Below are 12326 nucleotides of genomic sequence, written 5' to 3' on the forward strand. Positions count from 1 at the left end.
GACTCATAAAGGGCGCAGTGGCTCCCCATGAGCAACTGGCGTTGGAAACCCTCCGACGCTTGCAGACTCGCTACCGCTACGCTATGACAACTGTTCGCTGTGTCTTTGTGGTTAGTTTTTCCATGACCCATGTGTAAGGCCTGGTTATTAACCAACGGCGATCCCCGAATATTTAAAAACTATGAATATTTTATGAAAATCCGTGGAAGATCACATCCTAACTAGTCAGTCTAGAGTCAGTATAAATATTCAGTAATTAAACGTCATGCTGATATATGCTTAATTACCCTAGCTCGGAACTATTTCGGAATTGGGACAATCTAAGAAAGAGCGATCGCCAGTAAATGCACTAAGGTAAAATGACTATCTATGATTCACGAGCGCTGATTGGTGCTGAAGCATAACTACAAAACTCATACCGATTTAATGTTTAAATAATGCTGTACTGTCCATAGATGCTTTTGATCCCCATTTCGATAGAATGACAAGGCATAACCTAAAAACTTCAAACCGCTTTTGACTGCGAGGCCAATGAATCAACTGAACAATGGTTTCACGATATTTCTGAGTCTGCTAGTCGAGGCGATGCCGTTTTTGCTTCTAGGGGTTTTATTCTCTAGTGTGCTGCTGCTTTTTGTGGATGAGCGCAAATTAGTAGAAAGAATGCCTAGAAATCCGTTGTTGGGTGCTTTAGTCGGTAGTATGATCGGCTTTGTCTTCCCGGTGTGCGAGTGTGGTAACGTGCCGGTAGCGCGGCGGTTACTGATGCAGGGAGTACCTACGCCTGTGGCAATTGGTTTTTTGCTAGCAGCACCAACAATCAACCCCATCGTCATTTGGGCAACTTGGTCGGCATTTCGAGATCAACCAGAAATAGTAGTTTTAAGAGTGGTATTTTCCCTATCAATCGCCACAATTCTCGGTTTTGTTTTCAGTTCTCAAAAAGACTTGAGTCCCATCGTTCAACCTGCGATCGCTCGTTATCTCAAGTTTAATCCACCAGCGAAACCTGCAAGCAAAAAACGCGGCAACCGTTATCAAATAGAACAACAAGCAACTGCACCCAGTTTATTGCAATCTGGGACTTATATTTTGGGAGGAAAAGCAGGTTTTTCGACACGAATAGAGACTAACTTAATTGAGGCAAATACTCCCAATTCCAGCACTCGTAAACCGCTTGCAGATAAACTGCGTTTATTAGTAGATAACAGCATCCAAGAATTACGAGAATTGGGAGCAGTGATGATTATAGGAAGTGCGATCGCTGCTGCTATTCAAGTGCTAGCTCCCCGTGATTTAATCCTCAGTCTCGGTGCTGGCCCCATTAGCTCAATCGTAACCATGCTGATATTAGCTGTAGTAGTATCAATTTGCTCTACAGTCGATTCATTTTTTGCCTTATCTTTTGCCTCAACGTTTAGCACTGGTTCTCTGTTGGCATTTTTGGTATTCGGCCCAATGATTGACATCAAAAGTGTTGGTTTGATGTTATCGATTTTTAAACCTAGAACTATCTTTTACTTGTTTGTTATAGCAGCCCAATTGACATTTTTGTTCACCCTTTTCATCAACTTACACGTTCTTTAGAAAACTAGTCCGAAGTCCAAATCTAAACAGCAGTTTTCACTTCGATAAAGTATATCTTTCTAGCCCCTAGCCCCTAACCCCTTTTATCTCCAGAATGTATTAACTCTTGACTAATGACTAATCCAAAGCCCAAATCTATCATTCCAAATCGGTTAATTTCTTGGCTGGATGTGTTAGCAATTACAGCTTGGGGAATTTTGCTGTTGAGATATTGGTTAACTGGCAAGCTAAACTTACTAATTCACCCAAATTACTTTGGGTTGGTGATAGTTACTGGCATCATCTTAATATTTGTTGGTTGCTTGAAAGCGCAAGAACTTTGGCGAAGACGGCAGCGTGACATTGTGCCAAATACTCAGCATATTAGTTTATTTGCCCCTGGCTGGGGTAGTTGTTTGCTTTTAACCGCAGCGATTTTGGGTTTTATCATTACACCACAAGTTTTTGCCAGCGACAAGGCACTGCAACGGGGTGTGACTACTGATTTATTAGGAACTAGCCGTATTAAACCTCAAGCCTTTCGGGCTACTGTTCGTCCAGAGGAGCGATCGCTTGTAGACTGGGTACGCACACTTAACGTCTATCCAGAACCAGATTCATACACAGGACAAAAAGTCAAAGTACAGGGATTCGTCATTCATCCACCAGATTTAGGCAAAAAATATTTGTTCTTAGCGCGATTTGTTTTATCTTGCTGTGCCGCAGATGCCTACCCTGTGGGATTACCTGTCAAACTAGAAAAAAATCAAGATCGTTATTCTCCAGATACTTGGCTAGAAGTAGAAGGACAAATGATAACAGAAGAAGTGGGAGGTAAACGCCAACTCACCATTGCTGCTAACTCCCTCAAAAAAATTCCTCAACCGCAAAATCCTTATAGCTATTAGTTAGTAGTCAATGGTTAATGCCCCATGCCCAATGCCCAATGCCCAATAATCAATGACTAATAAAACACTTATCCAACCATTAGATCGTATAGCGATCGCCCTAATGCTGCTGCTAAGTCTGCTGATTGGATTTATGATCTTGCAAGGCGATGTAGTAGCGGCTCGTGTCCGGGATTTTACTTGGCAAAATCAACAAATTGGTTCAGAAGATATTTCTTTTAGCCTCAACTTTAGCCGTCCAATGGATACAAAAAGTGTAGAGGATAATTTGAAAATTGAGCCACCTTTAGCAGGTAAATTCAGTTGGGCAGGGCGGCGAATGGTTTATACATTATTAACACCAGCACCTTATGGTACAAACTATAAAATACAGTTGCAGAAAGCAAAAGATAAGTTTTCTCAACAAGAAGGCAAAAATAGGGTGATGCAGCCCTTTACAGGTACTTTCCACACACGCGATCGCGTTATTAGTTATATAGGAGCCGACCCAGAAAATCAAGGACAGTTAATTGTCTACAATTTGACTGAAGAACAAAAAAGAATACTTACCCCCAAAGACTTGGTTGTGATGGATTTTAAGCCATTTCCAGATGGGGAAAAAATCTTATTTTCGGCTCGTGCCGCTAATAACCAAGACCCGCTTTCAGCCCAGTTGTACACAGTGACAACAGGTATTCCTAGAGGATCAGAAAAACCAGTCGAATCAGCCGGAAAAGTTGATTTGATTTTAGATAATAAAAAGTACCAAAACCTGAAATTTGACTTATCTCCAGATGGTGAAACTATCGTAGTTCAGCGAGGGAGTAAAGCTAATCCCGGTGACTTTGGACTTTGGTTTATGCCAGCAGCTAACGATGAATCGGTACAGAAACCCACTCCTCAACGTCTGCAAAGTCAGCCTGGGGGAGATTTTATGATTACACCCGATAGTAAAGCTGTAGCAGTCGCCCAAGGGCAAGGAGCAGCCATATTACCACTCCAAAGCGATGCCAACAAACCTTTAGATTTTTTACCACAGTTTGGACTAGTAGAAGCTTTCTCTAAAGATGGCTCCCAAGCAGCGATGGTGAAATTTAACACCGATTACACGCGAGATTTGTTTTTGGTGACAAACCAAGGCATCCAAAAACCACTATTAAAAACCACAGGTTCAATTATCGACTGTCAATTTGATCCTGCTTCACCTACTCTTTACTGCTTGCTAACTCAGCTAGTATCAAAGGCAGAATATGTAGAACAGCCTTATTTAGTGGCAATCGACCTCAAAACTGGAGATCAGAAACCTTTACTGGTATTACCTATTGAACAGCGAAATATACAAATGAGCTTATCACCTGATGGTTTGGGCTTGTTATTTGACCAGGTAATGCCGCAAACAGATTCTACTACTTCATCTGCCAGGGTTTTGCAAACTGATGATGGAGAAGCGATCGCTAGCAGTAGCTTATGGTTAATGCCTCTATTGCCCATCGCTGACGCTGCTATAACTACAATCAGACCAGAAAAATTACCTTTAGTAGGATTTCATCCCCGTTGGTTGCCTTGATGGAGGCAGGGGAGCAAGGGAGCAGAGGGGCAGGGGAGATGGAAAAAGAACTAATTAAAAGTCATAAATACTTGAAAGTTTATCAAACTGCCTTGGATTTTTGCGATTACGTCGCTATCGCTCGTAATGACGAAATTGCGTTAGTTTTGCGTAAGTCCTACTAAATTTTAGGTAGTTTAGTGAACATGATTACTAACCCTTCACCTTGGTTAATGAAACGTTGATACTCTCTCTCTGCTGCTCCCCTGCCCCCCTGCCCCCCTGCCTCATTTTCCCCTGCGCTTTATTGTCAAATTTAGTATCAAATTAGTTTCTTCTCTCAGCCAAGTGTTTGCTAAATTATATACAGTGCTAATCTTGATCTAGCGTGTGAATTTCTGCCAGAAAGCTACTACCAAACAAGTGTTTATCAAAGTTAAGCAAAATAAAACCTTAGCTCAGCATTTGTACTGAAGCCGATACATTGGTAGCATTTAAACTCAAAAACTCCGTTATTCTCAAGGTTGACGGACTATAAGCTCATAATGTTATAACGGCATCAGTTATGGATGCAAAATAGGGAATACTAACTAATGACTAATTCTTCATGGTCAGAGAAAGTCTAACTTGGCTTCTAGATTAAACCCTAATTGAACGTATTCAGTAATGCCCAAGGTTAGCACTGCTAAATACTTTGATGTAGGCGAGTCAAGAGTGATGAATTGAAGCTGACACCTCAAACAACAGAGCTGTGATGGAATCCCCAAATTCTGCTAATTCGCTACAACCACAGCAGGCAAGCTGTCCCTTTTACTCAGTGATGCCTTCTGAAAATACGGCAATGACAAATTTGCCACTCCTAAAACCGGCAGAAGAAGCACAGCATGAGGTGCGAACTAACCAATCCCCACCAGATGCAAGCCAGAAGGACTGGGTTGCAGAGCCAGACAACGAACAGCAAATCTTGATGAATGCTGAATTTCAAAAACTGCTGGCGTTGAATGAGGAACTACGTGCTGCTAATAATGATTTATATGAGCAAGTAGAACATCTTAAAGATGACTTAGCTGAGTCAGAAAAAGCTTTACAGTGGCAAAAAAGACGTTCCAACGTCACTGAGTCAATGCTCAATCAACAAACTCAAGAACTTGCCGCTGCCCAAGAACAACTTAAATCTTTATTTCAACAGTTAGAAACTGCTGTACAAACTGCACAACGTCAAGAAATCTTTATTGAAAGTCATAAAGCACAATTACAAATTAGCCAACAACGTCTTGCCCAGCTAGAAAGAGAATGTGCGCTATTGCAAACAAACTATAGTGAACAGTCTCAGCAGGTGTTGCAATCAGAAAATGCTTGTCGGGAGCTACGTACTAGGTTAATGCGGCAACAACGCCAAACCCTGCAATTCAAAGCGGCTCTAGAAAAATGTTTGGAAACAACAGTCCCTAGCGATGAATCTTTAGACGAAACAGTAAACAATTCCCAGCACATAGCCAGCCACCAAACGAGATTCTCTAAAAAAGCTCGGTCTTTGTTTCCCAATGTACAACCAATCAGACCGTGGTCATCAGAACCAGAATCTTTAACTAATAATCAGGATCATCCTTGGACTCAGTCTTCCGCAATACCCCCAAGAAGCGATAATTCTGCTCCTCACCCTTCATCTCCTTGGAACTGGCCAATTAAAGAAGAGACATCTATCCCTTTTCAACCAGACATTTCTTCAGAGAAAGAAATTGATGATTCTTCTGCACCAGAAACAAGTTCATCTGTGGGTTCATCAAAACTAGATGAGCAGTTGGATAGTTTGATTCAAATGTTTTTCAACTCTGAGTCTGCATCGTCATCATCAACTGTTGAGGCAACTGTAGAAATCAGTCAGCCCGATACATCTGTTTGGGAAACTTTGGCAACTACTCTTGAGGAAGATGAAGAACCAGAAGTTTCATCACAAGAGCCATTGGAAGTATCAGCAGAAGAAATACATCCTTCTACAACTATCTCCACTCCTTTCGATGGGGAAGATGCTATAGTTTCATCCGCAAATTACTCACCAGTCTCATTCACCTTACCTCTAAGCAATACAACTGCTGAAGAACCAGAAAATGATCACTTAGAAACCTCACCATCAAATGATGTAGAACCGTCAAAGACTGATTTACCTCCAGAGTCTTTTGAGGATTTGACTAGTGAAATACAATCACTATCACCAGTAGTTTATCCTGAGCGTCCACCCAAGGGACGCAAGTCCTTAGCATGGGTAGAACTGCCAAATTTTCGTCCCAATAGTGAATAGTCAATTATCAAATACAGGAGGCGAGTCAATACGGTTTGGATCAGCTCTTGAAGCATGGAGAAGAGGAAGTTATTGTCTAGTATTCTTCTTTCTCTGCTCAAGAACAGCTTGCCTCAACGGTTCAGTTTGTTAACCGAACAGTATTGGGAGGCGATTTAGGGACTTGCGGTCAAATAGTGTACCAAAAGATCGGGCTTTTCTACGATAGGCTACGCCTTATACCGTTTCACTTTAAAGTTGATACATTTGGGCAAGCAGGGGAAGCAGCACTTCGGCTACTTCGGCTACGCTCAGCACAAGTACGCTCAGTGACCGGAAGCAGGGGGAGTAAGAAAAGTAATTTGTATCAATAATTTCGTGAAATGGTATTAAGCGTAGCTATGCCGCAGGCTTTACGACTACGCTCAGCCCTCGACTCTTAGCCAGTGGTTGAGCGCAGTCGAAACCCAGTATATTTGCAGAGGAAAGCTCAAATTAGCACTTAACTGACTGCTTTTGACTTTGCTTGAGCTTGGTAGTTACGCCGAAAACGCCCAAACCTAGTAAGCCAATTAAAGGAGTTGGTTCAGGAACTCCTTGAGGAACTTCTGGAGGATTACTAACCTCTATCCTAATTTTCTGTTCAACTGTATTGGCAAAATCTTCAAAGCTATTGGCTGACAAAACAAACGCATCAGTACCGCCCTTCACGTTGTTGTCATAGAAATTGAAGAGTCCAGTTCCGCCACCAATGACTAAACCGTTGATTGCATTAATACCCGATGCTAAAGCATTATCTCTTGCAGCTGCTGTATTAGCACCCACATTTTGAACACCATCACCAGACACATCCATGACTAAGCGTGTGCCATCAAAGTCATTATCGAAGAAGCGAGGTGTAGCAAAATTAATTGCAGAACCAGGAGCAGTACTACCGCTAAAGGGACGAGTGGTTGCATTAATAGCGTCAGAAAAGCTCTGTAATGACGCTACACTATCGATTAAAGTCCAACCTACAGCTTCTTGTTGCTGGTTTCTGGAGTTTGGACTAAAAAGCTAGAGAAAAGCAGTCAGCAGTAACACTGACTGCCGTAAAGTCAATGAAAGTAATCAATAAATCATTGACGTGATGATCCTGACACAACTAGAAAAATTCCGCCAAGGTATCTACGATAGTTTGGGGAAGGCCAAAGATGCAGTATTTGAATTGATGGATGCAGTATTGACAAGTCCGAGTATCCCATCATTTGTAAGCTTGTCACAAAGCCCAGTATTTCGACGGCAATGGTCGAGCATTTATGCAGCACTACATGATAGTCGTCCACCGAAAATGTTGCTGATGAAGCTACTGGTACAGGAGGTAGAGACGGATGAACAGCCATTTCTAGCAGGAGATCATAGCTTTTGGGCAAGACCAGAAGCGAAGACACTAAAAGAAAGAACTTTTCATGGGGATAGAGGGGGGAGCATAGGCATCGGACAAAGTTACAGTACGTTAGCGTGGATACCAGAGGCGGATGGGAGTTGGGCATTACCGTTGAAACATGAACGGATAACCACCTTTGAAACGCCAACGAGTAAAGCCGCATTCCAACTAAAACTTGTCACCCGTGAGTTAGGCACTAGACCACTTGCAGCTTATGACCGAGGCTACGGCAACGCCAAATTTGTCCAAGCCACGGAGGAGATTAACGCAGACCTATTGTTGCGTTTAGCATCTAACCGATGTGTATGGGGTACACCCGGTACTTATAAAGGACGAGGCGCACCATGTAAACATGGTCACAAGTTTAAGCTCAATGACCCCCAAACTTGGCCAGAGGCAACTGAAACTCTGGAAGTTGAAGACCCGAAAGTTGGTCGAGTGAAAGTAATGCGTTGGAGTGGATTTCATTTCCTTCAGTCCCCAAACCGGGCAATGGAAATCATTCGCGTCGAGGTACTCCAACCAGTAGGACGTAATCGGAAGTTTCAACCTTTATGGCTAGCTTGGTTGGGTCAGACAATGCCTCCATTAGAGAATCTCTGGCAAAAATACCTATGCCGCTTTGCTTTAGAGCATTGGTATCGATTTGCCAAGCAGAGGTTATATTGGACACAGCCTCAATTGAGTTCTACTCGGGCCGCAGAGCGATGGAGTGACTTGATGCCCCTGCTAACTTGGCAACTCTGGTTCGCAAGAGTTGCCTGTATTGATTCCCCCTTGCCCTGGCAATCGACTCAGGATAAACTGTCTCCAGGACGTGTAGCACAAGCCTTTCCTCTAATTTTAGCCACTATTGGCACTCCTGCTCAACCCCCGAAAACTCAAGGGTTATCACCTGGGCGTGCCCAAGGGCATCAGCCACCTCAACGTCCCCGTTATCTCACTGTCAAAAAACACGCATCTAAAAAACCTAAAACCGAAGAATCACTTAAGAACGCTAATCTAACTGCTGCTTAGTTTCTGCTTCTTTTTTAACGATTCCACTTAACTCAGCCTCTAACAAAGCTGGGTAACTTTCTTTTGCCTTCTCTTCATTCCTGCTAAATGCAGATTAGTCCAAACTCAAGTGGTTTGTGCCAGCCCAGTAAATTAAATTAGCAGCAATCTTTCCAGTATTCCCTTTGGAAATGAAATCATTAAAAAGACTAGCGTTGGCGAAAGCATCTACATAACCTTGCTTTTGCAGGTTGAACTCGGTAGTACTGATACTTCCAGATACGTCAACCAATAAAGAGAGTTCCAAATCGACAAGGGTTGCAGCTTTGGCAGTTGTGGATACAGCTAGAGCTGATACTATACCAGCTACTGCTGTGAATGTTGCCTGAAAAATGTAAGAAGTTTTCATTAATTAATTTGGTTACACTAAAAAACGTGGATTTCGACTGTGAAACTATTTATGCAGTAAATAGCTCAATAGAATATTCAGGATAAAGTTGTTCATAGGTATCAATCTCTGCAATAGCCTTTAATGACAATCTTTGCAGCGATCGCACTCAACATAAGATAAAAACTAAAAACTTTTCGTATGCTTGAGTTGTGATATGAACGAATTATTATCCTGTGTTTTTCTCAGCTTAAACAGTTAACAGATTACAGTGAAATTACTGATTTTTTGTAGTAATAGTTCGATACTTTAATCAAAAAAAATATTGTAAAACTCTCAAAATAATAGCCAAAAGCTTTAATTAGCAAGAATTTTGGACTAATTTCCAACTTAAAATTAAAACTAAACAAATAAAATTTTTATATAGTTATAACTTACGTGTTGACAAATCAGATAACAAATATTTTGAGGATTATAACAGTGTAATTGTTGGTTTTAATCAAGTTATTTGCTTGTTATTAACAATAACAGTTTTGTGATCATTTCTACTTAATCATTTTCTTAATTTATGTGGCTGAAGTCGTAGAATATTAAGTAGTAAAAATTTTCTTTGTATTGCCTTCTGCCATATCATCGAATCAACTGCGCGGCAGAATTAAAAAACTGGCGACACAAACCTTTAGTAACTAAAACTGTTGTTAACAAGTTGGCAACAGCAACCATGAAAATAATCAAAATTTCGTAAGAGATGGCATCAAGGGGTGTTACTCCTGCTAATAACTGTCCGGTGGTGATTCCTGGTAGTGCTACCATACCTATCAACATCATTTGATTGAGAGTAGGGAGTAATGCAGCTCTAATGGCATCTTTGCGGTACTGGCTAACTGCTTGCCCAGGAGTTGCGCCTAAACTTAAGTGAGTTTCTATTTCTAAAGAAAAGGTGTTAATAGTGCTTACAAGACGTTCACCAGCGATCGCTGCTGCATTCATGGCATTACCAATGATCATTCCCGCCAAAGGAATTACGTATTGCGGGTCGTACCATCGATCTGGTTGAATAATCAAGATGTTGGTGTAAAGCAATGTTAAGACAGTACTAATTAAAATTGCACCCCATACCAAAGGCAAGAGATAGGGGATTTTTTGGCTGATGCGATTTCGTGCGACAATCGCCGTTATTGTCAGCATTATTGCTAATATTGCCAAAACCGCCCAAGGATTGTCTAAAGCAAAAATGAAATCTAAAACGTATCCCAATACAAGTAGTTGTAGGATGGTTCTGCCTGTAGCGATCGCTATGCTTAACTCTAGTCCTAATTTTTCCCAAGCAGATAAACCAATAGCGATCGCCATTAGTCCTACAGCAAAAACCAAATCAACTAAGTCCAACTTGATTAAATCTGGCATGAGTTCTTTTCCTCCTGGGGTTTTGTGATCAGAACAGCATACACACCTGGAACTTTAATTCCAAGTGTTAGATCTTGGTTGATATGTCTCATCTGTTTTACCAACCAATGGTATCCTTTACCATAAAATAATTTCAGTAAAAACCCTTCTTTGATGCGTATCAGGGGCGACAGTCTTTTACAGCTTTTTGAATACTTCAATTAGCAAAAATTGACCGTCGAAGAGCATCCTTTGTATCTTCAGATAAAATTAAACTCATGATCCAAAGCATAAATTCTATTCCTGCCTTTGATATCAAGCAACAATACGCCACTATCGAAGCAGAAGTGAGTGCAACCGTGTTAGAGGTTTTATCTTCTGGGCGTTATATTGGAGGCCCTTTAGTAGAAGCTTTTGAACAACAGTTTGCCGCATATCATAATGTTACTAATTGTATAGCTTGTAACTCTGGCACTGATGCGCTTTTTTTAGCATTGCGCGCTTTGGAAATTGGCGCAGGCGATGAAGTCATCACCACACCTTTCACCTTTGTAGCTACGGCTGAGGTGATTAGTGCTGTCGGTGCAAAGCCGATTTTTGTTGATATAGACACTACTACATTTAATTTAGATTTACAGCAAGTTGCTGGGGCGATTACACCTAAAACCAAAGCTATTATCCCAGTGCATTTATTTGGCCAACCTGTGGATATGACAACATTAATGGCGATCGCTTCTTCTCACAATTTAGCTGTAGTTGAAGACTGCGCTCAATCTACAGGTGCAAGTTGGGATAATCAAAAGGTTGGCAGTATTGGCCATTTGGGTTGCTTTAGTTTTTACCCTACCAAAAATTTAGGCGGTTGTGGTGATGGTGGAGCAATTACGACTAACGATCCTGAACTGGCTGCGAAGTTGAGAGTACTGAAAGAGCATGGACAGAAAAATCGCTACTATTATGAAGAAATTGGTGTAAATAGTCGCTTGGATACTATGCAAGCGGCTATTCTGCAAATTAAGCTGCGTTATCTCGATCAATGGAATCATCAACGACAGGCGATCGCTGCTTATTATCAACAGTTTTTAACTCAACTTCCTGGCATCGTTGCACCCCAGGAATTAGCTAAAGGCGTTAGCGTGTGGAATCAATACACCATTCGCATCTCCAGCGAAGGGCGAAACGGTTCCAGCACCACATATCGAGATTCAGTACGTACTCAGTTACAAGAACGGGGGGTAAGTTCAATGGTTTACTATCCCTATCCTTTACATTTGCAACCAGTTTATCAATATTTGGGTTATCAGCCAGGGCAATTGCCAGTTGCAGAGTTAGCTTGTCATGAAGTTTTATCTTTGCCCATGTTCCCAGAACTGACCCATGAACAACAAGATCAAGTGATTTATGCACTGAAAGATTGTTTAGTTTAAGTTAGGAATTACGCAAGCAAAATTTGTCATTGCGACCAGATTGCGACGCTTTGCTCGCAATGACATTATGTAATTTATTCTGCTTGACTACTTAAATCGAGCTTTAGCTTACCAAGCACTCCAAAAAGAACAAAAAACCAAAGCTGATTTTAATATTGCTATTCAGCCTGCTCAACAAAAATATCAAAAAGATTCTCAAGACTGGCGCAATACTTTCAATCTTGCCCTATACCTTTTGACTGCTGGAGATATTGAACAAGCTGAAAGAATATATAAATATACTTTATCAGTAGGGCTTACTGCTGATATTATTCGTGAGGCTATCCGTGATATAGATATTTTTCTAACTGTTTTTCCAAATTACAAGTCAGCTATATCTATGCGCCAGTTATTACAATCTTCCTTGAAATGAATATTTAGTAATTG

Annotated in this window: 10 protein-coding genes; 7 read left to right on the forward strand and 3 right to left on the reverse strand. The window is 41.2% G+C overall.

The features are described from left to right. The first annotated feature begins 531 nt into the window (after positions 1–531). The 4 genes from QI031_RS25275 to QI031_RS25290 all read left to right on the forward strand — a co-directional run bounded on the left by QI031_RS25275 (position 532) and on the right by QI031_RS25290 (position 6298). Positions 532–1587 carry a permease gene (locus QI031_RS25275; protein WP_281482348.1) on the forward strand — a complete coding sequence of 352 codons (1056 nt, stop codon included), beginning with the start codon at positions 532–534 and terminating at the stop codon, positions 1585–1587. 113 nt (positions 1588–1700) lie between these two features. Continuing rightward, the gene (locus QI031_RS25280) at positions 1701–2474 is read left to right on the forward strand and encodes a TIGR03943 family putative permease subunit (protein ID WP_281482349.1); all 774 of its coding nucleotides are present in this window, start codon (positions 1701–1703) and stop codon (positions 2472–2474) included. Between the two features lie 52 nt (positions 2475–2526). After that, positions 2527–4020: a TolB-like translocation protein gene (locus QI031_RS25285; protein WP_281482350.1), complete on the forward strand. Its 1494-nt coding sequence runs from the start codon at positions 2527–2529 to the stop codon at positions 4018–4020. A 733-nt stretch (positions 4021–4753) separates the two neighbouring features. After that, positions 4754–6298, forward strand: coding sequence for a hypothetical protein (locus tag QI031_RS25290; RefSeq protein WP_281482351.1), 1545 nt, complete (start codon positions 4754–4756; stop codon positions 6296–6298). Between the two features lie 474 nt (positions 6299–6772). On the opposite strand, the gene QI031_RS25295 is transcribed toward QI031_RS25290, so the two are convergent. Beyond that, the gene (locus QI031_RS25295; protein WP_281486116.1) at positions 6773–7279 is read right to left on the reverse strand and encodes a DUF1194 domain-containing protein; all 507 of its coding nucleotides are present in this window, start codon (positions 7277–7279) and stop codon (positions 6773–6775) included. A 127-nt stretch (positions 7280–7406) separates the two neighbouring features. On the opposite strand from QI031_RS25295, the gene QI031_RS25300 reads away from it, so the two are divergent. Next, on the forward strand, positions 7407–8720 hold the full coding sequence (locus tag QI031_RS25300; protein WP_281481499.1) for an NF041680 family putative transposase: 1314 nt from the start codon (positions 7407–7409) through the stop codon (positions 8718–8720). 94 nt (positions 8721–8814) lie between these two features. Here QI031_RS25300 and QI031_RS25305 read toward each other — a convergent pair whose 3' ends face one another. Beyond that, complete coding sequence (locus QI031_RS25305; protein WP_281482352.1) at positions 8815–9108, reverse strand: DUF1194 domain-containing protein; 294 nt, start codon at positions 9106–9108, stop codon at positions 8815–8817. A 609-nt stretch (positions 9109–9717) separates the two neighbouring features. Next, positions 9718–10494, reverse strand: coding sequence for an ABC transporter permease (locus QI031_RS25310; protein WP_281482353.1), 777 nt, complete (start codon positions 10492–10494; stop codon positions 9718–9720). Positions 10495–10751: 257 nt separating this feature from the next. Here QI031_RS25310 and QI031_RS25315 point away from each other — a divergent pair, with 257 nt between their 5' ends. Together QI031_RS25315 and QI031_RS25320 are read left to right on the forward strand one after the other, a co-directional pair. Next, positions 10752–11900 carry a DegT/DnrJ/EryC1/StrS family aminotransferase gene (locus QI031_RS25315; protein WP_281482354.1) on the forward strand — a complete coding sequence of 383 codons (1149 nt, stop codon included), beginning with the start codon at positions 10752–10754 and terminating at the stop codon, positions 11898–11900. A gap of 235 nt (positions 11901–12135) precedes the next feature. Next, on the forward strand, positions 12136–12312 hold the full coding sequence (locus QI031_RS25320; RefSeq protein ID WP_281482355.1) for a hypothetical protein: 177 nt from the start codon (positions 12136–12138) through the stop codon (positions 12310–12312). The last annotated feature ends 14 nt before the right edge of the window (positions 12313–12326 follow it).

It is taken from the genome of Halotia branconii CENA392, assembly GCF_029953635.1.
GTDB classification, from domain to species: domain Bacteria; phylum Cyanobacteriota; class Cyanobacteriia; order Cyanobacteriales; family Nostocaceae; genus Halotia; species Halotia branconii.

Coding starts and splice junctions, on each gene's coding strand:
- QI031_RS25285 (WP_281482350.1), top strand. CDS start 2,527: ATGACTAATAAAACACTTATCCAACCATTAGATCGTATAGCGATCGCC.
- QI031_RS25300 (WP_281481499.1), top strand. CDS start 7,407: ATGATCCTGACACAACTAGAAAAATTCCGCCAAGGTATCTACGATAGT.
- QI031_RS25290 (WP_281482351.1), top strand. CDS start 4,754: ATGGAATCCCCAAATTCTGCTAATTCGCTACAACCACAGCAGGCAAGC.
- QI031_RS25280 (WP_281482349.1), top strand. CDS start 1,701: ATGACTAATCCAAAGCCCAAATCTATCATTCCAAATCGGTTAATTTCT.
- QI031_RS25315 (WP_281482354.1), top strand. CDS start 10,752: ATGATCCAAAGCATAAATTCTATTCCTGCCTTTGATATCAAGCAACAA.
- QI031_RS25305 (WP_281482352.1), bottom strand. CDS start 9,108: ATGAAAACTTCTTACATTTTTCAGGCAACATTCACAGCAGTAGCTGGT.
- QI031_RS25275 (WP_281482348.1), top strand. CDS start 532: ATGAATCAACTGAACAATGGTTTCACGATATTTCTGAGTCTGCTAGTC.
- QI031_RS25310 (WP_281482353.1), bottom strand. CDS start 10,494: ATGCCAGATTTAATCAAGTTGGACTTAGTTGATTTGGTTTTTGCTGTA.